The organism is Emticicia oligotrophica DSM 17448 (assembly GCF_000263195.1).
GTDB classification, from domain to species: Bacteria; Bacteroidota; Bacteroidia; order Cytophagales; family Spirosomataceae; genus Emticicia; species Emticicia oligotrophica.
Genome location: NC_018748.1, coordinates 3,357,327 through 3,379,758, shown reverse-complemented (window position 1 = coordinate 3,379,758; position 22,432 = coordinate 3,357,327). Strand labels below are relative to the sequence as shown.

The following is a 22,432-nucleotide window of genomic DNA, read 5'->3' as shown; positions in this document are numbered from 1 at the left end:
GACTTATTATTTAATTTCTTCAAAAACTTCTTCTTTAATTAAATGCTTATGATTTGCACGAATCCATGGCGTATTGCAAGCACCGCCTGCACAACCAATATTAAAAATGGCTTGGAGCAAAAATAAAGCTGCCATTACTCCCACAATCAACTGACTTTCAGCGATTGCCAGAAAACCAAGCCATAAACCTATACCTAGTCGGAGTAACCTTAGAAAATCCCAATCAACTATTAAATTTTTCATGGTTTGTATCAGATTTTAGTAGTTCATTAAACCACCTGCAAGATTATAAACTTTATCAAAGCCTTCAGTACGCATTGAACTGCAAGCACTTCCGCTTCTATTTCCACTTCTACAGTAAACTAAATATGTTTTTGATTTATCGAGTTTCGCTACTTTAGTACCAAAATCAGCCTCCATAATATCCATATTTACTGCCCCTTTAATCGCTCCTTGACTAAATTCAGCAGGAGTACGTACATCAAGAATTATCGCATCTGGATTTTCAGAAATCAACTTTCTAAAATCTGTTGCAGATACATTTTCATACGTTTTTTTAGGTTTCAAAAATTCAAACATGTTCATGTGCGTTTATTGTATTTTTAATATTTATACAACAAATATCGACGATTTGAGAAGCCTAAAAAGTGACAAATGTTACATACCGAAAATATTTTCACTTTTTTCAATCTATGCTTTCATTACCTCAATCATAAAAAACACGAATCATCAATTCGTGTTTTTACATTCTCTAAACCTCTAAAATACTGCTTTACAAATTTGAAATTCAAAGTTTTGCTAAAGCAATAATTATTTTTACACTAATTAAACGTGGAAACTCCACGAATGAAGTTGCGGAACTAAGCATCTGAAGTTCCGCACCACAACCTCAAACAATTTACTGAGCTATGGCTTCAGCAACTGAAGTTCCTACTGGATTACCTTTATTCACCCATTCATTCATACCTGCAGAATAATTTTTGATATTTTTAAAGCCCGCTCTTTCAAGCACTGAATGACCGATTGCGGCTCTATCTCCACCTTGACAATGAATAACAATTTGTTTGTCTTTACTTATTTTATCAAGATTTTGTAGAATTGTACCAATAAATACATTTTCTGCACCTTGTATGTGGCCTGTATTGTATTCGGCAACACCTCTCAAATCAATTATTTGGGTATCTTCACGGTCTAAATAGGTCTTAAACTCATCCATTCCGATGACATCACTTTTTTGAAGTTCAAGCCCTAAATTGCCAACATCTGTAATATACCCCAAAACGTTATCTAAACCTATACGCATTAATTTACGGGTAAGGTCTTCAATTTGGGACTCCGAAGCTACCAACATAAATTGCTCTTCGTAGTTCACAAACCAACCCATCCAAGTAGCAAAAGAATTGTTTCCTTGAATATTGATACTACCAGGTACGTAGCCAGCAGCAAAATCAATCTTATTACGTGTATCTATGAGTTTTACACCTTTTGCCATTGCATCCTTTACTTCTTCTGCACTTAACTTTTTCTGTTGTGGTACTTCTGTCAGTAGCGGACGAGCAACTTTATTCAAGTGCTTCATCATGGCAAAATACTTTGGTGGTTCAGGTTGGTCAGCTAGTAGGTACTGTACAAATCCATCTTTATTATCTTCATACTGGAATGCCCAGTTTCTGATTTTCTCATATCCAACTGTCGAACTTGGCACTGCACCTAATGCTTTTCCACATGCCGAACCAGCTCCGTGTCCTGGCCAAACTTGCAAGAAATCGGGTAAGGCATTGAAACGCTGAATTGATTTATACATTTCTAAAGCACCTGCTTCTTTTGTACCCGCCACACCTGCGGCTTTTTCTAATAAATCAGGGCGACCAACATCTCCTACAAAAACAAAATCGCCTGTAAACAACATCACTGGCTCTGGGCTTGCAGGTTGGTCAGTAAGTAAGAAGCTAATACTTTCTGGCGTATGCCCCGGTGTATGTAAAACTTCTAGTTTTAAGTTTCCAACATAAAAAATACTGCCATCTTTTAGCCCAACGTGTTCAAACTCATATTCCCATCCTTCACCACCTTCATCTGATAAGTAGAGTTGAGCACCCGTAACCGCAGCCAATTCTCTTGCCCCAGAAAGAAAATCAGCATGAATGTGCGTTTCTGTCACGTGGGTAATTTTCATATTATTTTGCTTGGCAATTTCGAGATAGGTATCAATATCTCTTTTCGGGTCGATTACAAGGGCAACACCAGCTTTTTGGCAGCCAATAAAGTAGCTCGCTTGAGCCAATGATTTGTCATATACGTGTTGAAAAAACATGATTTCTTATAGTTTAATTTTGATTCGAAGATTTATTATTTGAAAAAGATTTCTTTTGATATGATATAAATACCCATGACGAGCACAAACCAACCGAATGATTTTTTAAGTTTTTCGCCCGGAACGAATTTCGATAAATACGAGCCTAAAAAGATGCCGACAACCGAAAGGGCAGTAAATGAGATAAGAAATTTCCAATCTACTTCCATATTCGATAAATCACCAACAAAGCCAATGAGAGATTTAGCAGCAATGATTAATAATGAAGTTCCAACCGCCATTTTCATGGGCAAACGAGCAAATAAAACCAAAGCAGGAATAATCAAAAATCCACCACCTGCTCCAACGATTCCTGTTAGAATTCCAACAACACCACCCTCAAGGGCAATCATTAGATAATTGAATTTCAGTTCTCCCGTTTCATTCGCACTTTCTTCCTTTTTGCTTTTAATCATTGAATAAGATGCCGCTAACATAATCAGAGCAAAAAACACCATAATACCTACATTTTTTGATACTTCAACACCCGAAAAACTAATAATTGGGTCGGGAATGGCAGGTACTAAATATTTGCGAGTTAAAAAAACAGTTGTAAATGAAGGAATGGCAAACACAACAGCCGCACGATAATTTACAAGCGATTTACGCATAAAACTCGTCGACCCAACCAACGATGTAGTCCCAACGACAAACAAAGAATAAGCGGTTGAGGTAACTGGACTTATATGAAGCAGATACACTAATACGGGCAATGTGAGAATACTCCCGCCGCCGCCTATAAGACCTAAGCTAACACCGATTAGGATTGATGCCGAAAAACCAAATATTTCTGTAGAGTTCATTTTGTAGTGATTTTGTTATTTACACTACAAAAGTATTTTTTAGTGAAGGGGTATTCCGTGATAATTGTTACATAGCCCAGAAAAAATATGATTCTGGACTATGTTTTAGAAAAAAGATATGATTTGTAGCATCATTTCGATAAATTATACCAACTCAACTTTATTTCTGGATAATTTGACTTTATCAAGGCGTTCGAGTTGTTTCAATAATCTTGAGATTACCTCTCTTGAGGTTGATAATTCATTGGCCAATTCTTCGTGCGTTACGTTAAATGTATTACAATTACATTGGGCCGATTTCTTTTTCAATAAATTTATCAATCGCTCATCTAATTTCATGAAAGCAATTTGGTCTATGGCCGTGAGCAAATCATCGAATCTTCTTTGGTAGGTCATAAACACAAATTCTTTCCAAGAAGAATATTTCGACATCCATTCTTCTATTTTCTGTACTGGTAAAGAAATAAATTCAGTTGGAGAATCGGCGATGGCACTAATTTCACTTTGACGGCTATTTAAACAACAGGTCAGCGACATGGCACATGAATCTTTTTCACCTAAATAATACAATAATGCTTCCTTACCATCTGCATCGGCTCTTACTATTTTTACTGAACCACTCAACAAAATCGGTACCGAACGAATAAATCCTCCAGGACGCATCAGTATGTATCCTTCTTCAACCTTCATATAATTACCATATTCTATAATTTCCTGTAAGAGGCCCACCTCAAACATTGTCCCGAATTTTTCTCGCAAGAATTTTAAGTCTAAAGTCATGGTTGTTACAAACATTTATTAAAGTGCTTTGGCTTAAACAACTCCGTTTTATTTTAGTAAGTTTCAATTGTTCATTATTTGTGTAAGTATGAAAGCAACAAAACAAATGAATCAATATTGCGTTTAAAACTTGGAATACAACTACATTCGTTTAAGACCTAAATGTATTATATTTTTTTGTAATTATCTTTACCTAGAAAACAAACCTAAACTGATGAAAAAAGTAATTTTCTTTATTATTCTCCTTTCTTCAAAGGTATTAGCCCAAAATAAAACCGAAGAAAAAAAGCAATCAAATACCAATAATAATCAACCCGATGTTTCAATTCAATCGGCCATGATATATAATTCTTTGCAAAAAAATGAAGAAATGGGCGGTGGAACTGGCGTAGTCAGAACTTATGATCTTCGTTATGAAGGAATGCAAGGAACCCCCTATTTTATTGACGAATGGCTCACTGGAACGCTTTTATTCATAAATGGAAGTACAGGCACGAAAACACATTTACTCAAGTATAATACTCATACCAAAGAGCTTATGATGAAGCGTCCGCAAGGCGATTCTATCATTATTTTCCCTAATCAGATTACCGCTTTTACCATCAATGATGCAGCCAAAAGCATTAATTATCCTTTTGTAAAGGTTGAAAATTTAAAAGCCGACGGAGGAACTGTACCAGTCTGCTTTTTAATGGTACTTTATAAAAACAAATCATCTTTACTCAAATATGTAAGTAAGAATGTTCTGAAAGCTAATTATCAGGGTGGATATAGTTCCGACCGCCGCTATGATTCATACATTGACAACTCTCAATACTTTATTCGTAAAGCTGATAATTCTTTAGTAAAAGTAAGATTAAAAAAAGGTTCCGTAATTGATGCCTTGGAAGACAAAAAGGCACAAGTTGAAGAATATATCAAGAAAGAAAACCTTTCATTCAAAAACGATATTGACATAGCCAAGGTATTGGCTTTTTATGATAGTTTATAGACATACTTACTTCCATTAAAAGGGCTCAATTCGTTAATTATTATAGCAATTGTGCCCTTTTTTATTACAACAAATAAATATTTAAACACTTGTCTAAATATTTATTTACCTTTCCTTGCACAGTTCAAAAATATTGCTTAACATTGCAATGTAGTCCAGTAAAACTACAAATGTTCAACTTAAACTTTCAAAATCATGAAATCTCACACTCATGGGGAAGCCTCTATTGCTACCCTCGTACCTAGCACACTTGATGATATAGTTTTTGAACAACGAAACAAAGATTATGGAGCCTACGAGATTCGTACGAATTACTCCCAAAACCTTAATCGTGCATTATTTATTGGCGTTGGTTGTTTCGGGTTAATGTTGCTTACAAACTTTATTTTTGCCCGCCAAAAAGACAAAACAGAGGATATAGTAACAGTCGACCTGAATGCTCAAAGACTTCCAGATGAACCATTACCAGCACTAGAAAAACCGAAGGAAGAAGAACCACCAAAGCCAGTTGAGCAAGTAAAAAGTATTGCCTTTTTAGTACCAGAAGTTGTTGAAGAAACTGATAATGAAATACCTCCTCCTGACTATAATTCAATGGAAAATGCCATTATTAGTAATAAAACACAAGATGGCGTAGAAACAGATGAAATTGCGGCGGCTCCTCCAACTGAAATAAAAACTACCGAAAAAGCAATTATTGAGCTTCCAGAAGAAGATAATACTGCATTTCTTACGGTTGAGGTTCAGCCTTCATTTATAGGTGGAAACAGTGAAATGTATAAGTTTTTGAGTAAAAATCTGAAGTACCCATCTGCGGCTCAACGTGCAAATATTCAAGGCAAAGTATTTTTGAGTTTTATTGTTGAAAAAGATGGTAGTATTACCGACATTGAGACCATGAAAGGTATTGGATTTGGTTGTGATGAAGAAGCCATCCGTGTGGTAAAACTCATGCCAAAATGGATTGCAGGAAAGCAAAATGGAAGAAACGTAAGAGTTAAATTCACCATTCCTGTCTTTTTCAAACTTGATGATTAGATATTTGTATAAATAATTTCATAAATAATATTTTATTCTCATAGAGACAGGGTATGTTATGTCTCTACCTTTCCCAATGTTACTAAATTATTCCACAACAATAGCCCGCTCAACCTTGTTCGGGCTATTTTTTTGTTATTGATTGATATTTAATGAGTAATTTTGTAAAACAAAAATACGTTTTAAAGTATTTATCATTTTAAATTATCCATTTTGCATTAAAAAATGTCTATAGATATTTCTAAAATTCCTTCGCCGTGTTATGTTCTTGAAGAACGACTTTTACGCCGAAATCTTGAATTATTAAATCGTGTCCAGAATGAATCGGGTGCTCATATTATTGTTGCCTTAAAAGGGTTTTCAATGTATGCCACTTTCCCGATGGTGAAACAGTATTTATCAGGAGCAACTGCCAGTTCACTCAATGAAGCAAGACTAATCGTTGAAGAAATGGGTTGTTTATCGCATACTTACGCCCCTGCCTATAAACCACATGAATTCGATGAAATCATGCAGTATAGCAGTCATATAACTTTCAATTCCTTGAATCAGTGGAATCAATTTAAAGATAAAGTTCAAGGCTTTGAGCCTAAAATTTCGTGTGGAATTAGAATAAATCCACAATATGCGGAAGTTGAAACCGATATGTATAACCCTTGTATTGTTGGGTCGAGATTAGGTATTACACGTGATTTACTAGGAAAAGAACTTCCAGAAGGAATTGAGGGCTTACACTCACATACACTTTGTGAAAACGATTCTTACACACTCGAACGTACGCTTGTGCACATCGAAGAAAAGTTTGGCGATTTACTTCATCAAGTAAAATGGTTAAACCTCGGCGGTGGCCACTTAATGACGCGTGAAGGTTATAATCATGAGCACCTCATTTCAATCATCAAACGCCTTAGAAATACATATAATATCGAAGTAATTCTTGAACCGGGTTCTGCAATTGGTTGGCAAACAGGTTATTTAACTTCTACAGTTTTAGATATTGTGGATGCTCAAGGTGTGGATGTAGCGATTCTTGATGTTTCGTTTGCGGCACACATGCCCGATACCCTCGAAATGCCCTATAAGCCACGTATTTGGGGAGCAACCGACCCAGTAGAAGGAAAACCAACGTACCGTATGGGTGGAATGACTTGTTTAGCTGGTGATTTTAAAGGAGATTATTCATTCGAAAAGCCTCTACAAATTGGCGACAGTGTAGTCTTTGATGACATGATACATTACACGATGGTTAAAACGACTACCTTCAATGGCGTTGGATTACCATCTATTGGTATTTGGAAAGAAAATGATGAGTTTCAGTTGTTGAAAAGCTTTGGCTTTGAAACATATAAAGATAGAATCTAACTGCTGCCTTCGGCTTCGTTTTAACTGGTGCCTTCGGCTTCGCTCAGGCACCAGTTAAAACTTAAATTCAATTATTTTATTTATTAAAAAATAAAAAACGTTGCTTGAGCGTAGTCGAAGGCAATAGAGTTTATAAAATTTATCCCACCTTTTCTTGCAAATCATTTTTCCTTGTTTACATTTGCACAAAAATAATTCTACCATTGTTTAAAGACCTAAAATATCATCTAGCACGCCTCGCCTATCTTCGTAGTGCTTGCTCATTTGTTCCTGACTTTTGTTAGGTTGTCTTTTCATACTTTTTCCCGACAAACATCTATTGTTTCATTGATTTTATGCATCATGGGTTTACGTTATGCGTAAAACTGCATGATTCATTCAAATCATTTGTTTGAGCTGTTGTCGCAATACATTTCATCATCAACAAATTACATTTAATTCTTTCTTATCCAAACAATGAAAAACATACTTGTCATTGGAATGGGCAAGGTAGGTTCGTTGGTTGGTACATTACTCGCAAAACGCTTTGCCGTTAAGGGTATGGACCTACGCCAACCTACTACCTCATTGCCCTTTGATGTCTTACTCGGAGATGTAAACGACGTCAATTTTCTTGAAACTACACTCAAAGATTTTGATGCCGTAGTTTCAGCCATGCCTTACAATCTCAACCTACCTATAGCCAAGACAGCTCATAAATTAGGAATTCATTACTTCGACCTGACCGAGGATGTACCTACAACTGCCGCCATCAGAGAAATGGCAACCAGTTCAAAAGCCATTATGGCCCCACAATGTGGACTAGCCCCTGGTTTAATCGGAATTGTAGGAGCAGATTTGGCTAAACGTTTTACCAAACTCCGTGATATTGAGCTTCGTGTAGGTGCTTTACCACGTTATCCAAACGGACTCATGGGCTACTCATTCACATGGTCGCCGGCAGGTGTAATCAATGAGTACATCAACGATGCCGAGGTGATTCATAATGGCGTAGTGAAAATGGTTCCTTCACTGGATGGAATTGAACATATTCAAATTGAAGGACAAGAATTTGAAGCATTTTCAACATCTGGTGGACTCGGAACTATGTGTGAAACTTATGCAGGAAAGGTAGATACGCTTAATTACAAAACAATTCGCTACCCGGGCCATGCAAAACTGATGAAATTTCTTTTGTATGAGTTAATTTTGAAAGATAAACGCCAGCTAGTTGAGCAGATTCTAACAGAAGCGAAACCTCCAGTCCAAGAAGATGTGGTTTATGTTTATGCTGTAGTTGAAGGTTGGAAAGGCGAAGAATTAGCCCGTGAAGAGTTTTATAGAGCGTACCATCCTATTGAAATTGATGGTAAACATTGGCGTGCCATCTCCTGGACTACGGCCGCTTCGGTAGCTGCGGTTGTAGAAATGGTTGCTGATGGAAAACTTCCTCAACAGGGTTTCTTGAAACAAGAAGATATTGATTTTGGTTCTTATCTTGAAACCCAAAACGGTTCGTACTTTAAAGATTAAAGATTTATGGAAAATAGTAAAACACAGACTTTAGCATACGTACTTGATGGTTTAATGCGGAGATACAGTGAGCGAGTACCCGACGTGAGAAAGGTATCAAACGCCATGATAGCAGAAGGAATCATTGATGAAGTTTCTGAAATTGAAAATGACCACGTAGCTTTTCGCACGATGGGTGTTCCGCAATTAGGCATCCAATCATTTGAAAAGATTTTTTTACACTTAGGTTACGAAAAACGTGATTTTTTCAATTTTGAAGGCAAAAAACTCAACGCTTTTTGGTTTTCTCCGCCAGAAACTAACGGGCGGAGTTCCGCTTTCCCAAGAATTTTCGTTAGTGAACTTAGGGTAGATGATTTGTCTGAAACGGCTCAAAAAATCATCAAAAGTTATACTGACGAAGTAAAATCAGACCCAGTAGATGCTTTAGATTTGAATGATGGGGCGGCTATTGATGAGTTTTTACATCGTCCACTTTGGAGAACTCCCTCTTGGAACGATTATGAAACTTTACTCAAAGAAAGTGAGTACGCTGCTTGGGTAATTTTCAATCGTTATTACCTCAACCACTACACTATTAGCGTACATAACCTTAAAGATGGCTACAATACGATACAGCAATTTAATGATTTCTTAGAGAAGATTGGGGTAAAGCTGAATGATGCTGGCGGTAAAATAAAAATTAGTCCAGATGGAGGACTTCTTCAAAGTTCGACTGTTGCTGAAATGATTGAAGCTGAGTTTGCCGATGGAAGCACGCACCAGATTTCGGGAAGTTATGTAGAATTTGCAGAAAGAAAGATTTTACCTCAATTTGCCAACATTCCACTTAATAAAATCGAAAGAATCCACCGACGAGATGGTTTCGAAACTGGTAATGCAGATAAGATTTTTGAAAGTACTTTCACCAGCCAAACTATGAAGGCTGAAATGGAAATGTAAATCCTTGATTATCAATGACAACTCTTTTTAAGTTGTCATTGATAATATATAGCATAATTTATAAATTCTCCATCAACCAAGCTTTGAAATCAGCAAAATTAGTTGATATTGGAGTCGCTTGTTTTTCTAGACTTAATAAATCAGAAAGACGCTGAGGAATATCCTGCTTTCCAACCACTTCCTCTACAACGTCTAAGAATTTAGCATAATGTGCCGTAGACAAAAATACACCACTTACTGGTTCATTCAATGTATTGGTATAGGATTTTAAACCTAAATAGGCAACAGCAGTGTGTGGACACATCACGTATCCTGTACGCTCATAAACATCTTTCATGGCAGCACGCGTAGCATCATCATTATAATAATAACCAGCTACCAGTTCTTTCATTTTTTCCAAATCATTATCAAGCAATGCTTTCATACGAGGAAAATTACTCGGATTACCCACATCCATTGCATTGGAAATCGTTGATAATGAAGGGCTTATAGGCTCGTAAATACCACTTTCTAAATAAGTAGGCACTACATTATTTACGTTGGTAGTAGCAATAAATTTCTTAATTGGCATTCCCAAACGCCATGCAATAATTCCTGCACTCAAATTACCAAAGTTACCGCTTGGTACAGAAATAACAACTGGTAAATCGGCACCCGATTTTTTTAGTTGAGCATAGGTACTTACATAATAAAATGCTTGTGGAATTAAGCGAGCTATATTAATCGAATTTGCCGAAGCTAAGTCGAATTTCGAAGTAAGGTCTTTGTCTAAAAAAGCTTGTTTAACTAATTTTTGACAATCATCAAACGTACCTGACACTTCCAAAGCTCTTACATTTTCTCCAAGAGTAGTTAATTGTTTTTCTTGAATATCACTTACTTTGCCGCTCGGATAAAGAATCGTTACATCAATATTAGGAGTTTTGTAAAAACCTTGAGCCACCGCACCACCGGTATCACCCGAAGTGGCTACTAAAATATGAATCTGCTTTTGAGATTTTTGGAGAAAATACGACATTAAAGCAGCCATAAATCTTGCTCCAAAATCTTTAAATGCCATTGACGGGCCATGAAAAAGCTCTAAACAGTAGGTATTTTCTTCAACTTTTACAATTGGTGCTTCAAAATCTATCGCTCGATTGATTAATTGGCGAAGGTCTTCAGTTGGAACATCCTCTCCAATTAGTGCGTGGGCAATTTCGAAGGCAATTTCTTGCAGACTTAAGTTCTGAACGTTATCCCAAAAAGACGAAGGCAAAGGTTTAAATTCAGTAGGCATATAAAGTCCATTATCGGGAGGAAGTCCACGAAATACGGCTTCTGCTAAATCTACATCTGGACTTTGGTGGTTTGTGCTGTATAATTTCATAAATAAGGATTACTAAAGAGGAGTTTTTTCAAGTCTTAAACCAAATTCTGAGAGGTGGTCAAAATCATTATCAGTCGTTTGAAGAGGAATATCAAAGAAAAAAGCAGTTGCGGCAATCCAAAGGTCGTTTTTCCCCATATTTCGAGAAGTAATTGTTAATTTCTTTTCAGGGTGAAGCCCTTGACTATAAGCATCTATTTCTGCATATATATCTGAAATTTTAGCATCAATATCAAGTACCTGCAAAGTTTGTAAATACCTATTCAATTTCTTTTGCTTATCAGTACCCCATTTACTTTTTATTGAGAACGCCTTTAATTCACCAACTGTAACTATTGAAATAAATCTATCAGGTGGACAAGCAACATCTTTTCTAATGTATCCAATTATAATATTCGTATCCAATAAACGCATTACATTAATCTAAAAATTTCATCATCTCATTCCATTCTTCATCCGTAAAGTGAATGTGAGGCGGAGAAATCGGCTTATCATTTCCAATTAATTTACTAAACTCAGCCAATCCACCAGCCTTTATAATATCATCCGGGCTGTAAAGATTTAGCTTGGGGTCTTTACTTCTTGGAATAAATGGTTTCTTTGACTTTTTCTTAATAACTTCTGTCATGATACACCTCCTTTTTTGCAAAGATATAAAAAAACCTGTAAGCATTCTAAAGCAATTGTGCCACACCTTTTTATCATAGATAAATAGGTATGGCACAATATTAAGATATTTTACAAATTCTTATCCTAACATCTTCACGAAATCATCGAATAAGTATCGAGAATCGTGTGGGCCAGGTGAGGCCTCTGGGTGATATTGAACAGAAAACGCTGGTTTATCTTTTCTACGAATTCCTTCGATTGTATTATCGTTGAGATTCACGTGTGTAAGCTCAATATTTTCTGCACCTGATACTTGCTCTGGTTTTACGGCAAAACCATGGTTTTGGGAGGTAATTTCACAAAGACCTGTGCGAATATTTTTCACTGGGTGATTTAAACCACGGTGACCATTTTTCATTTTATAAGTACCAATTCCACTTGAAAGAGCTAATAATTGGTGTCCTAAACAAATACCAAAAACAGGCTTATTAGTTTCTATGATTTGCTTAATCGTTTCTACGGCATAACTCATAGAAGAAGGGTCGCCGGGGCCATTTGATAGAAAATAGCCATCTGGATTAAATGCTGCAATTTCTTCGAAGCTTGTTTTGGCATTGAAAACTTTACAATAACAATCTCTTTCTACAAAATTGTTCAAAATGCTTTTCTTCACACCAAAATCTAAAACCGCTACTCTATATTTCGCATCTTCACTTCCTAAATAGTAGGCTTCTTTTGTGCTTACTACTGATGATAATTCAAGACCATCCATCGAAGGAACTTTCTTCAGTTCGAGAGCGAGTGCCTCTGGGTCAAGAATTTCAGAAGAAATAATACAGTTCATCACACCTGCATTGCGGATATGGCGAACAATTTGGCGAGTATCAATATCGCAGATTCCCACGATATTCGCTCTCTCGAAATATTCTTGCAATGAAAAATCAGCTGTCGCACGTGAATAGTAATGATTTGCATAAGCATTACAAACCATTCCACTAATCTTTACGCTTGATGATTCTTCTTCGTCATCTAATACAACACCGTAGTTGCCAATATGAGAAGTTGTATTTACGATTACCTGACCGAAGTAAGAAGGGTCAGTATAGATTTCTTGGTAGCCAGTCATGCCTGTATTGAAACAGATTTCGCCTGCCGAAGTACCAATTTTGCCAAGTGCTTTTCCTTTGAAAATAGTGCCATCTTCAAGGAGCAGAAGGGCATCAGAAGGTTTTTGATTCATCGAAGAATAATAAAAGAGTTCCGAAAAAATTGATGGTTATCGGAGAACAAAGGTAGTAAAAAAAACATTAACATTAATTAAAAACCTATTAATGTCTTATTCTTTCTTGCAAAAAGACAAAATCCCTTGGATAATTGTATTTTATCACCAAGAGATTATGTATATCACCAAAAGTATTTTTTTAAAACAATTGAGTTTGTAGCTTCGCATAGAATCCAAAAAGTAAAATCTATTTCAACTTTTGCTGAATTCTATTTTAAGTGTAGTCCCAACTAATTTCGAGGTGAATCCTTTACAACTTTGCTGTATATTATAAAAGTATTTTTTACCTGTTTCTCAATATTTAACTAATGAATAAGGGAATGGCGTAGAACTACTAATACCCACACAACCTAAACCATTCGGATGTACCTTTGATAGGGGGGTACAATTTAAACAGTTAATAATACAAGAAAGGTTACAGTAAATAAATTTTACCTAATCTTTCTTTGTATTATTCCTAAAGAACTGGTCGCGAGTTACATTATCTTTTGGAGGAGTGGCCGCTCCTGCTTTCCACGACTGGTCTTTCCACGCTCCACCTTTTACTGCTCGCACGAAGTTGGCCCATGCAAATGGATTAAGCAATGGATTGGTAGTAATTTGACCTTGACTTTGTACTTGTTTCAAGAACTGACTATTGGCATACCTATAATTTGCATCAGCACTCATCCCATGAACAGAGGCCATTTTAGCAATATTTTCGGGGCTATAAGTTTCATTCAAAATTTTGCGTTCTCGGTCATCTGGGAGTTTCATATCGACCAATGCTTGCTTGAATTCTTCTTCTGTGCTAAAAGGATAAACTTTAACTTCTTTTAACATTTTTGAGTCTGTCTGAAGCTCTACAAAAACTGAATAATCTACATCAGTCTTTTTAGGTATTACGTGGTATTGCTTCTTAAAACCCAAATAACTAAAGACAACGGTATCTCCCGGAAAAACACCTAAAACAAAATAACCTTTACTATTCGAAAGTGTTCCTCTACCAGCACGTGGAATAGTAATATAAGCTCCTGGCAGCGGCTCTTTGGTTTGACTATCAATAACTAAGCCTGAGAATGTAATATACTTCACCTCACCTTGAGAAAAAGCTAAATCGCTCATTATCAAGGAGATAAAAACAAATAATAGTATGCCTATATTTTTCATTGTGAGTGATTCAACCAAAAATTTTCAGAAATGTAACAATAAATGGCATCGAAAGCAATAATCCATCAAACCTATCCATAAACCCTCCGTGCCCTGGAATCATATCGCCAGAATCTTTGATAGAAATGCTACGCTTAAACAATGATTCAACCAAATCACCGAGTGTTCCGGTTATAAAAATTATTACTGAAATGCCATACCACTGCCAACTTAACAAATTATCAAAATACTTTGTTAGAATAAACGCCACAAGAAGTGAGGTTATTGCCCCACCAACAAAGCCTTCCCACGTTTTTTTGGGAGAAACTCGTTCAAAGAGTTTTCTTTTTCCTAAGAATCTTCCTGCAAAATAAGCTCCCGTATCATTTGCCCAAAGTATAAACAAACAACCCAAAATTAGTTGCGGAGCATAGCCGATGGTATCAGTCAACACCATTTCATTAATAAGAGCAAAAGGCACTGCCACATAAATAATACCCAAAAAAGTATATCCTAAATTAGCAAATGGCTTGGTATCTTTCTTACGATAAAGCTTAATGAAAAATGTGGAAGTGAGTAGAGGTACTATTAAATAATAGAACTTAAAAGGTAAATACTCTTTTTCAATAAAAAATGTAAGTGTATTTAACACAATTCCACAAAATATACCATAGAAACTTAGTGGATGATTTTCATCAAGTTTTAGTAGTTTATAAAACTCTCTCTGTGTAAGAATACTAATGGTTAGGAATAATACCCAGAAAGTCCACTCATTATAAAGTACGGCAGCCAAAATAATTGATACGCCAATGATTGCTGCAATAATTCTTTGAGTAAGATTAGGAAGTTGGTTCAGTCTCGATGTCATTTTGGTTGAAAATATCAATAACTACTTTCGCGATACTTTGTTGCTCTTCAGGCACTTGTACTTCGCAGTAGCCAATCAGGTAATTACTATCTCTTTTATTTAATACAACGGCCATTATTTCATGGGTCAATAGCTCGTTTTTTAATAACTCGGCTTCAAAAATATTTTTGGTTTCAAAAACTTTTATCCAGTTTGCCATTTCTTATATTGTGAATTTCACCCAAATATAGGACGAAAAAAGATTCATTTACGCAAGAAAGGCAGAACTTTTCTTTATAAAAACAATAATAAACACTTACGCTGACTTGAAAATAAATACAACATTTTATAAAAAATCTCAAATACTTGATTTTCAAACTATTACTTTTCAAATTTTCTGTTCAAGCATTTGAAGTTTTTAACTAAAATCAAGAATTTTGGAATTAGCATAAAAAGCCTGTACTTTAGTAGCTTCAACCAAAATCTTAATCCATTATGCTCAACGTTGCCCTCGTCGGATTTGGACTTTCGGGGAGATATCTTCAAGCTCCTTTCTTTCTAACCAATCCGGATTTTAATCTAAAAATCATCGTTTCGGGTTCTCAAAACCCACAAGCCATATACCCAAGTGTAGGTGTTGCCCGCAATATTGAAGAAGTATTAGCCGACGACGAGATAGACCTCATCAGTATTGCTTCGCCGAGTCATTTACATTTTAGTCAGGCAAAGCAGGCACTTTTAGCGGGCAAAAATGTGTTGGTTGAAAAACCTTTTACCGCCACAGTTGCTGAAGCAGAGGAACTCATAGCCCTATCGAAAAAACAAGGAAAAGTACTTTCCATCTTCCAAAATCGCCGATTTGATAGCGATTTCATGACTGTAAAAAAAATCGTTGAAAATAAATTTTTAGGCGAATTAGTTTCGTTTGAAGTGCACTATGACCGTCATAAACCAATATTAAACCCTAAAAAGTGGAAAGAGGAAGTTAGCCCAGCCAATGGAATTTTATATGATTTAGGGGCACACATCATCGACCAAACTATTGTTTTATTTGGTTCGCCAATGTCTATTTCGGGTGAAACTTATACACAACGAGAAGGTTCAGCCATTGATGATGCTTTTGATATTAGACTTGATTACGGCAAATTAAAAGTTACGCTCAAATCAAGTTTATTAGTGCGTGAAGAAGGCCCACGTTATATCATTCACGGAACTAAAGGTTCATTCGTAAAATATGGCATTGATGTACAAGAAGACCACCTAAAAGCAGGTCTTATGCCACGTATGGAAGGCTTTGGAGTTGAACCCAAAGATAATTGGGGTGTACTAAACACTGAAATTGGTGGGCAGCATTTCAGAGGCCATATCGAAACTGAAGCAGGTAACTGGGATTTACTTTTCCAAAATCTACATGCGGCAATTGTAGAAGGAAAAGAGCTTTATATCAAACCAGAGCAAGTACTTGAACAAATCAGGGTAATTGAAGCCGTGAAAAGTATATAATTAATTTAGGAGGATGATTCACTCACCCTCCTAAATATTTTTAAAAGATTGCCGATTAATAAGTTTTCAATAAATGATATTCAAACACTTGATAATTACAATACCTTTGCACACAACAAAACTGCTTTGTAAATTTTATCTATATTCAATCTTAAATGTTCAAGTTGTGGTTAGCATCGATTTATTTACTACTATCACAAATTTGTCTTGCCCAATTTACCAATTCTAATCTTCCTATTGTGGTCATAGAAACTAACGGAGCAACGATTGTTGATGACGACAAAGTAAAGGTAAATTTCAAGATTATATACCATCAAGGTGGTGGCACTAATTTTCTTTCTGATAGTATTTTTCATTACAATGGTTTTGCAGGAATTGAATATAGAGGTTCTTCCTCTCTACTTTATCCCAAAAAATCTTACAGCATAGCGTTAAAAGATTCATCAAATAGTGATTTAGATTTTCCTGTATTTGGTTTACCCAAAGGCACTGACTGGGCATTAATCGCTAATTATGATGACCCCACTCATATAAAAAATGCATATATATACGATTTATGGGCAAAAACAGGCAAATATTCTCCACGATTTAAACATGTTGAAGTGGTTATTGATGGAGAATACATGGGTTTATTCACTTTCACCGAACGAATAAAAAGAGGCTCTGATAGAATAAATATTAAAAAATTAGAGGCCGCAGATACCACCTCTTCAAAAATTACTGGTGGTTATATCATTGAGGCAACTCGTGAACCCGAACCGTTAACCTCTAATTATGCTTGGCAATCAAATTATGCTTCATCGCCACCATCTGAATTTCGAATGTATTTTGATTGTATTTATCCTAAACAACCAGTTCCTCAACAATTCAATTATATTCAAACCTACATTCGAGAATTCGAAGACGCATTGAATAGTTCTAATTTTCGTGACTCTACTTTAGGCTTTAGAAAATACGTTGATGAGAATAGTTTTGTTGAAAACTTTGTAATTCAAGAATATAGCCTTCACTTAGATGTATTTGCTCGGAGCCAATATTTTTATAAAGATAGAAATCAAAAATTGGTAGCTTCGCCACTTTGGGATACTTCATCTGGATTATTCGAAAATTACACTTCAGACTGGCGTTTTAATTGTCAAAGCTGTGACCCTCGTTTCTTTTGGGCCGAACGTATGATACAAGACTGCACCTTCAAAAATAAAGTTATTGACAAGTATAAGACTTTCAGAAAAACTTTTTTGAGTATTGAAAAAAGTTTGATATTTATTGATAGCCTTAGTAGCAGTATTCAAGAAGCAGCAATAAGAGATAGGGAAAAATGGTTTCCATCAACTAATCATATATTTTTGGAAGAAATACAAAAATTAAAAAACTTCGTTGGCAAGAGAATTAATTGGATAGATGAAAATATTCATAATATCTCTGGTGATGGAAGAATATTAGCTGGCCAGCAAACAGCACAAGCTAATCAATTAGTTGGGTTGATTTCAACTTGTTCTTCAAGCTTGGTTACTTGGAAATTTGAAAATGCTGATGGAACAAGTGGTTCTTTTAGTTCCACAAGTATCTCAGAGGTTTTAACCACACAAACTGTTACCTATACTGCCATTTGCCAAGAAGCCTGCCCACAATATACGAACACAAAAACTATTATTGTTGAAAATAATTGCCCTGAAAGCTTGAATTTTAGTACTCATGTAGTCAATCCTCCTATTCAAAATTTTAAAACGGCCAATAACATTACGTCCAATTCTATTTTGAATCAGGCAAGCAAAATTAGCTATTTAGCTGGAAAATCAATTGAACTACTTGCAGGATTTGAATCTTCAAAAAATACAGTATTTACAGCAAAAATTCGAGATTGTCAATAAAAAAATGCTCTCTTTATACGCATTCAAAGGCTTTATGGATAAAAAAATCCCAACACAAAATGGCTGGGATTTTATGCTTCTAACAACAAACTGCATGGGTTACACACAGTAAAAAACTTTAATATCTTTTACTCTTGATAAGTATCTTTATAATTAATTATAAGCTTAAACTTGTGAAGCGACCAATTTGTTTACTTTCAAATAGCAGTAAAGTGAATTCGCTTTTTCATAATTTGTATTTCAACGCAAATATAAATCTCAAAATTGTTTAGCCATTCAATAAAAATTATCTATTACACCAATGGTTTTTCTATTTGATAAATGGCAATGTACTGTACTTATCAACCTTTTATTCTGCGTAGTTCATCTTCTGAACTTGAACGACGGTTGCGAGCTTCTTTGATTTCCTTACTTCCAAAACGATAATTGAATGTTACACGAAGCAAGCGACCTTCAAACTTAAATCTAAGGTTGGTGGCTACGCCAGCATATTCAGAATAATAACCTCCTCTTGCGGTGTTCAATACATCGCTAAAAACAATCTTTAATGACGCATTATCTTTCATAAATTTCTTCTGAACTCCCATATCCATCATTCCCATTGCTAAATTATTATCAATACGTTTGTATGGTGAATTATACCAGCCCGAAAGTTCAAATGTCCAATTATTTTTTAATTTAATAGTACTTTGTCCGTTGGCATTAAAAGCTGTAGTTCGATTATTGATTATTAAACCATTATCTAATTTTGCACGCCATAAATTATGGTAGCCATTCAGGTTCACACTTAATTCCCACCATTTTGTTAATTGAGTATTGAGACTCAAATCTAAGCTATATCCTTCCGAATAATCGAGGTTTTCGGAGATAAAATAAGTACGGCTATTATCGTAAGGAATTCGTAAACCAACTACTGGATATTTCGTACGCCAATAACCTAACGAAGTAGTGAGTTTGCCTTTATACGTATGCGTTAACTTAAAGTTATTGGCATATTCTGGACGTAGGAATGGATTTCCTTTCGAATAAACCAATTCATCTATACGATACTCAAATGGATTCAGGTTTTGGTAGCTTGGTCGATTAATTCTTCTGCTATAATTAAGATTAAGCGAATGATTATCAGATGCTTTATAAGATAAGGCTCCACTCGGAAACAAATTTAAATAAGTGGTATCTACTTTATCCAAATCATTCTGTTTGAAGCTCGTTAGCTTTCCTAGAGAATGGGTATTTTCAGCACGCAAACCTGCTTGTACATTCCATTTTTTACCAATTGACTTATTGTAATTTACATAAGCCGCATAAACTCGCTCGGTATATCTAAACTGATTACTACGTTCGGTATCTCTGATTTCTTCGCTTTGTACTTTCGTAAAAAAATCAAATGTATTATCAGAAGTTACATCAGAAAGTTTTACACCATAAGAGAGTTTACCTTTTTTAAAAGGCTGTTCATAATCAATTTTTGCCGACTTAATTATGATATCCGTTGGAGTCTTAGTTACATAATTTCGCTCAAACGAAGGTCTATCACTTCTCAAGAAAGTATATCTATTAGGTTGATAACTAATACCTCTCGAAGTAAAAATGCCATAATCAGCATCAATATTCAATTCGTGTCCTGTGGTATCAGCATAGCGATAATTTAGGTTGAAATTCAGATTTTTATTTTTTTCTGGATTGGATGTCTGTGAATTCAAAATCGCAGAATCAGGTTCGGCAGTGCTAAATCTTCGTCCAATCAATGTTTCGCTTTCACCTCCGCCATTGTGGTCGCTTACTCGGCCATTAAAATTGACACCAATCGTATTTTTTGAGTTAATAAAATAATCAGCTCCAAGTTTTAAATTATTTGAAGTATCACGCCATAAACCACGCCAAGTTTTATTATACATTACATTATTCAGTATTTGGTCGTCGAGAGTTCGATTATGCCAGCCTCCTTGATTATAACTATATGTACCAAAAAGATTGACTTTCTTATCTCGGTGGTTAAGACTAAGTGAAGTATTGTATTTTGGAGTAATACCAAACATTCCTGCTAAGTTGACATTCCCGTTGGTACCAAGTTTTCGGTTTTTCTTCAATCGAATATTGATAATTCCTAAATCTCCTGCGGCATCATATTTAGCCGATGGATTGGTAATGATTTCGATGGCCTCAATATCGGCAGAATTCAAACTTTTAAGGGTAGAAGCTAAATCACGGCCACTCATTTGCGACGGTCGGCCATCAATATAAATTCTTACGCCAGATTTTCCCTTTATTAGAATATTTTCATCTTTATCAACCTGTACACCAGGTGATTTTCGCATTAACTCCAAAGCGGTTGTACCAGTAGAATTAATACTACTTTCTACATTAAACACTATCCTATCGTCTTTCACTTCAATCATGGGCTTAGAAGCTACGACTTTTACTTCCTTTAGCTGCTGGGTTTCTGCTAGTAGAGTAAAAGGATTGAATTCAATATCAGCATCTATAATTTCAAATGTAGGCGAAGAAAAATTTTGAAAGCCTACTGCCGAAATCTTAATAAAATACTTACCCTTATTTAGATTGCTAAACTTAAAACCACCGTTTTCATCGGCAATATCGGCCTTTACCAAGGTAGAATCTAAAGCTTTATGCATGGCCACAGTTGCAAACGAAGCAGCTTCATTTTGTTGTGTTTTGGCAGTTCCTTTCACGCCAAAGGTTTGAGCAAAGACATGGCTCGTCAGGCTCGTGAGAAACACGAGTAATAGATTTTTCATAATTTTAATTATTATAGCTTTTTCAAAAATGTTATTGGGCCCCCACGCTCATGAATCATGTAAGGCTAAAGTTGCGTTTTGCATCTAAGTTTTTATGAATACTTCTTTGACTAAAAAAGGTTACAACTAACACTTAAATTCAAACTACGAAATATTTCGTAACAAAGATAAAATGAAATAATTGATGAATCCAAGAATTATTACGAAATATTTCGTAATTGTGATGAACGGTTTTAATTTTCGAAAAATAAAGAAAAATATATGCGTAGAAGTATGAATGCATAATAAAAAAACAACAAGTTTTTTCATTAAATTTTATCAAAAGTTATTTTGTCAGAGAAGAAGCATTTCAGATTAATAAATATTTTTTACATCATTAAATGCTATTCACAACCTTTTTTTACGATTATCACCATTTTTTAAAAACAAATTGGTTTTTGGTATTTTTATTGTACGAAATATCACAAGTGAAATTGATCAATATGGTATCCTTATGCAGCTAATTCGACAAATAATATTTCTACCTTTGATTTTGGTCTTACATTCATACTTTTTTGTAGGAATTTCTAAGGAAAATAAAAATAAACGCATTCAGGTTTTAGACCCTTGTGCAGCAAACGTATTAAGAAGTTATCAAGTAGATAGTCCACCCTTTTTATGTTCAGACACCAACATAAACGGCTTTATGTTTTCAGTCGAAGGACAAGAAGTGAGTACAGGCTATTACATTATTAAACCAAATACTAATCCATTTTTAGTGGAATATGATGATGGAACATTTCGCTTAGAAATTTCAGTAATTATGAAATCTGATATTTCAAAAGAGTATTTGATTCAAATGGAAGGTTCTTCAAAAAGCTTAAATAATCCTACAGCAGGCTTCACACCTGCTTTAAATTATTGTGCCAGTGTAAATTCAGATGGGTGGATATTTTATAATCAATTTATATTAAAACTTGAAGGTAAAAACGCAAATTCGGGCCAGTATTTTGAATTTAGTTCTCCACAGGCCAATAAGCACACTTTTCAAATTGGCCAAGGAGCTAATACTTGGCAGTCAACATTAGGCTCGGGCTTGTGGTTTGATAATGCCAATACAAATGGTGGCGTAGCCACTATCAAAGGGGATTTACAAATTTCGCTAACACCTTATGAGTGTTGTAAGCCCAATATTTGCGTTCCATTCGTGGTGAATAAAACCAAAACAATCAAGACTGGGAATTAATAAAAATGTAGTAGCTTTAATCTTAAACCTATAAATTCAGTTTGGCTAAATTCTAATG

At 35.3% G+C, this 22,432-nt stretch carries 21 protein-coding genes; 8 read left to right on the top strand and 13 right to left on the bottom strand.

Features of this window, described 5'->3' with window-relative positions; translation table 11 throughout:
* Positions 1-6 precede the first annotated feature (6 nt).
* The 5 genes from EMTOL_RS14000 to EMTOL_RS13980 all read right to left on the bottom strand — a co-directional run bounded on the left by EMTOL_RS14000 (position 7) and on the right by EMTOL_RS13980 (position 3,951).
* Complete coding sequence (locus EMTOL_RS14000; RefSeq protein WP_015029962.1) at positions 7-243, bottom strand: hypothetical protein; 237 nt, start codon at positions 241-243, stop codon at positions 7-9.
* 15 nt (positions 244-258) lie between these two features.
* Positions 259-579: a rhodanese-like domain-containing protein gene (locus EMTOL_RS13995; RefSeq protein ID WP_015029961.1), complete on the bottom strand. Its 321-nt coding sequence runs from the start codon at positions 577-579 to the stop codon at positions 259-261.
* A 319-nt stretch (positions 580-898) separates the two neighbouring features.
* A complete protein-coding gene (locus EMTOL_RS13990) occupies positions 899-2,314 on the bottom strand; it encodes an MBL fold metallo-hydrolase (protein ID WP_015029960.1) in 1,416 nt (471 codons plus the stop codon).
* A 35-nt stretch (positions 2,315-2,349) separates the two neighbouring features.
* Positions 2,350-3,156 (bottom strand): sulfite exporter TauE/SafE family protein, encoded by an 807-nt coding sequence (locus tag EMTOL_RS13985; RefSeq protein WP_015029959.1) that lies wholly within the window; start codon positions 3,154-3,156, stop codon positions 2,350-2,352.
* A 144-nt stretch (positions 3,157-3,300) separates the two neighbouring features.
* A complete protein-coding gene (locus EMTOL_RS13980; RefSeq protein WP_015029958.1) occupies positions 3,301-3,951 on the bottom strand; it encodes a Crp/Fnr family transcriptional regulator in 651 nt (216 codons plus the stop codon).
* Between the two features lie 199 nt (positions 3,952-4,150).
* Here EMTOL_RS13980 and EMTOL_RS13975 point away from each other — a divergent pair, with 199 nt between their 5' ends.
* The 5 genes from EMTOL_RS13975 (at position 4,151) to EMTOL_RS13955 (ending at position 9,781) form a co-directional block, all read left to right on the top strand.
* Positions 4,151-4,927 (top strand): hypothetical protein, encoded by a 777-nt coding sequence (locus tag EMTOL_RS13975; protein WP_015029957.1) that lies wholly within the window; start codon positions 4,151-4,153, stop codon positions 4,925-4,927.
* Positions 4,928-5,122: 195 nt separating this feature from the next.
* Complete coding sequence (locus EMTOL_RS13970) at positions 5,123-5,965, top strand: energy transducer TonB (RefSeq protein WP_015029956.1); 843 nt, start codon at positions 5,123-5,125, stop codon at positions 5,963-5,965.
* 225 nt (positions 5,966-6,190) lie between these two features.
* The gene (gene nspC, locus EMTOL_RS13965; RefSeq protein ID WP_015029955.1) at positions 6,191-7,327 is read left to right on the top strand and encodes a carboxynorspermidine decarboxylase; all 1,137 of its coding nucleotides are present in this window, start codon (positions 6,191-6,193) and stop codon (positions 7,325-7,327) included.
* 456 nt (positions 7,328-7,783) lie between these two features.
* The gene (locus tag EMTOL_RS13960) at positions 7,784-8,839 is read left to right on the top strand and encodes a saccharopine dehydrogenase C-terminal domain-containing protein (protein ID WP_015029954.1); all 1,056 of its coding nucleotides are present in this window, start codon (positions 7,784-7,786) and stop codon (positions 8,837-8,839) included.
* Between the two features lie 6 nt (positions 8,840-8,845).
* On the top strand, positions 8,846-9,781 hold the full coding sequence (locus tag EMTOL_RS13955) for a DUF1338 domain-containing protein (protein WP_015029953.1): 936 nt from the start codon (positions 8,846-8,848) through the stop codon (positions 9,779-9,781).
* Positions 9,782-9,839: 58 nt separating this feature from the next.
* Here EMTOL_RS13955 and thrC read toward each other — a convergent pair whose 3' ends face one another.
* From thrC to EMTOL_RS13920, 7 genes are all read right to left on the bottom strand, one after another.
* Positions 9,840-11,150 (bottom strand): threonine synthase, encoded by a 1,311-nt coding sequence (thrC, locus tag EMTOL_RS13950; protein ID WP_015029952.1) that lies wholly within the window; start codon positions 11,148-11,150, stop codon positions 9,840-9,842.
* A gap of 12 nt (positions 11,151-11,162) precedes the next feature.
* Positions 11,163-11,564: a type II toxin-antitoxin system VapC family toxin gene (locus tag EMTOL_RS21845; protein ID WP_015029951.1), complete on the bottom strand. Its 402-nt coding sequence runs from the start codon at positions 11,562-11,564 to the stop codon at positions 11,163-11,165.
* 4 nt (positions 11,565-11,568) lie between these two features.
* Complete coding sequence (locus EMTOL_RS13940; RefSeq protein WP_015029950.1) at positions 11,569-11,778, bottom strand: hypothetical protein; 210 nt, start codon at positions 11,776-11,778, stop codon at positions 11,569-11,571.
* Positions 11,779-11,898: 120 nt separating this feature from the next.
* Positions 11,899-12,999, bottom strand: a complete 1,101-nt coding sequence (gene carA, locus EMTOL_RS13935) for a glutamine-hydrolyzing carbamoyl-phosphate synthase small subunit (protein WP_015029949.1) — start codon at positions 12,997-12,999, stop codon at positions 11,899-11,901.
* Between the two features lie 477 nt (positions 13,000-13,476).
* The gene (locus EMTOL_RS13930) at positions 13,477-14,190 is read right to left on the bottom strand and encodes a carboxypeptidase-like regulatory domain-containing protein (RefSeq protein ID WP_041693583.1); all 714 of its coding nucleotides are present in this window, start codon (positions 14,188-14,190) and stop codon (positions 13,477-13,479) included.
* Between the two features lie 10 nt (positions 14,191-14,200).
* Entirely contained in the window at positions 14,201-15,037 is an 837-nt protein-coding gene (locus EMTOL_RS13925) for a phosphatidate cytidylyltransferase (protein WP_015029946.1), read from the bottom strand.
* Positions 15,009-15,236 carry a putative signal transducing protein gene (locus EMTOL_RS13920; RefSeq protein ID WP_015029945.1) on the bottom strand — a complete coding sequence of 76 codons (228 nt, stop codon included), beginning with the start codon at positions 15,234-15,236 and terminating at the stop codon, positions 15,009-15,011. Before EMTOL_RS13920 ends, EMTOL_RS13925 begins: the two co-directional genes overlap by 29 nt.
* A 275-nt stretch (positions 15,237-15,511) precedes the next feature.
* On the opposite strand from EMTOL_RS13920, the gene EMTOL_RS13915 reads away from it, so the two are divergent.
* Both EMTOL_RS13915 and EMTOL_RS13910 read left to right on the top strand, forming a co-directional pair.
* Positions 15,512-16,519, top strand: coding sequence for a Gfo/Idh/MocA family oxidoreductase (locus EMTOL_RS13915; protein WP_015029944.1), 1,008 nt, complete (start codon positions 15,512-15,514; stop codon positions 16,517-16,519).
* A gap of 239 nt (positions 16,520-16,758) precedes the next feature.
* Positions 16,759-18,390, top strand: coding sequence for a CotH kinase family protein (locus EMTOL_RS13910; protein WP_305953245.1), 1,632 nt, complete (start codon positions 16,759-16,761; stop codon positions 18,388-18,390).
* 341 nt (positions 18,391-18,731) lie between these two features.
* Here the strand turns inward: EMTOL_RS13910 and EMTOL_RS13905 are convergent, their stop codons facing one another.
* Positions 18,732-21,149, bottom strand: coding sequence for a TonB-dependent receptor (locus tag EMTOL_RS13905; protein WP_015029941.1), 2,418 nt, complete (start codon positions 21,147-21,149; stop codon positions 18,732-18,734).
* 493 nt (positions 21,150-21,642) lie between these two features.
* Here EMTOL_RS13905 and EMTOL_RS13900 point away from each other — a divergent pair, with 493 nt between their 5' ends.
* On the top strand, positions 21,643-22,374 hold the full coding sequence (locus EMTOL_RS13900; protein WP_305953244.1) for an SP85-like N-terminal domain-containing protein: 732 nt from the start codon (positions 21,643-21,645) through the stop codon (positions 22,372-22,374).
* Positions 22,375-22,432: the final 58 nt, after the last annotated feature.

What these genes read in the sequence shown, in the direction of transcription:
- nspC (WP_015029955.1), top strand. Translation starts at nt 6,191, where the DNA reads ATGTCTATAGATATTTCTAAAATTCCTTCGCCGTGTTATGTTCTTGAA.
- EMTOL_RS13905 (WP_015029941.1), bottom strand. Translation starts at nt 21,149, where the DNA reads ATGAAAAATCTATTACTCGTGTTTCTCACGAGCCTGACGAGCCATGTC.
- EMTOL_RS14000 (WP_015029962.1), bottom strand. Translation starts at nt 243, where the DNA reads ATGAAAAATTTAATAGTTGATTGGGATTTTCTAAGGTTACTCCGACTA.
- EMTOL_RS13975 (WP_015029957.1), top strand. Translation starts at nt 4,151, where the DNA reads ATGAAAAAAGTAATTTTCTTTATTATTCTCCTTTCTTCAAAGGTATTA.
- EMTOL_RS13900 (WP_305953244.1), top strand. Translation starts at nt 21,643, where the DNA reads ATGCAGCTAATTCGACAAATAATATTTCTACCTTTGATTTTGGTCTTA.
- EMTOL_RS13930 (WP_041693583.1), bottom strand. Translation starts at nt 14,190, where the DNA reads ATGAAAAATATAGGCATACTATTATTTGTTTTTATCTCCTTGATAATG.
- EMTOL_RS13980 (WP_015029958.1), bottom strand. Translation starts at nt 3,951, where the DNA reads ATGTTTGTAACAACCATGACTTTAGACTTAAAATTCTTGCGAGAAAAA.
- EMTOL_RS13940 (WP_015029950.1), bottom strand. Translation starts at nt 11,778, where the DNA reads ATGACAGAAGTTATTAAGAAAAAGTCAAAGAAACCATTTATTCCAAGA.
- EMTOL_RS13955 (WP_015029953.1), top strand. Translation starts at nt 8,846, where the DNA reads ATGGAAAATAGTAAAACACAGACTTTAGCATACGTACTTGATGGTTTA.
- EMTOL_RS13985 (WP_015029959.1), bottom strand. Translation starts at nt 3,156, where the DNA reads ATGAACTCTACAGAAATATTTGGTTTTTCGGCATCAATCCTAATCGGT.
- EMTOL_RS13915 (WP_015029944.1), top strand. Translation starts at nt 15,512, where the DNA reads ATGCTCAACGTTGCCCTCGTCGGATTTGGACTTTCGGGGAGATATCTT.
- EMTOL_RS21845 (WP_015029951.1), bottom strand. Translation starts at nt 11,564, where the DNA reads ATGCGTTTATTGGATACGAATATTATAATTGGATACATTAGAAAAGAT.
- EMTOL_RS13960 (WP_015029954.1), top strand. Translation starts at nt 7,784, where the DNA reads ATGAAAAACATACTTGTCATTGGAATGGGCAAGGTAGGTTCGTTGGTT.
- EMTOL_RS13925 (WP_015029946.1), bottom strand. Translation starts at nt 15,037, where the DNA reads ATGACATCGAGACTGAACCAACTTCCTAATCTTACTCAAAGAATTATT.
- EMTOL_RS13970 (WP_015029956.1), top strand. Translation starts at nt 5,123, where the DNA reads ATGAAATCTCACACTCATGGGGAAGCCTCTATTGCTACCCTCGTACCT.
- EMTOL_RS13995 (WP_015029961.1), bottom strand. Translation starts at nt 579, where the DNA reads ATGTTTGAATTTTTGAAACCTAAAAAAACGTATGAAAATGTATCTGCA.
- thrC (WP_015029952.1), bottom strand. Translation starts at nt 11,150, where the DNA reads ATGAAATTATACAGCACAAACCACCAAAGTCCAGATGTAGATTTAGCA.
- EMTOL_RS13990 (WP_015029960.1), bottom strand. Translation starts at nt 2,314, where the DNA reads ATGTTTTTTCAACACGTATATGACAAATCATTGGCTCAAGCGAGCTAC.
- carA (WP_015029949.1), bottom strand. Translation starts at nt 12,999, where the DNA reads ATGAATCAAAAACCTTCTGATGCCCTTCTGCTCCTTGAAGATGGCACT.
- EMTOL_RS13920 (WP_015029945.1), bottom strand. Translation starts at nt 15,236, where the DNA reads ATGGCAAACTGGATAAAAGTTTTTGAAACCAAAAATATTTTTGAAGCC.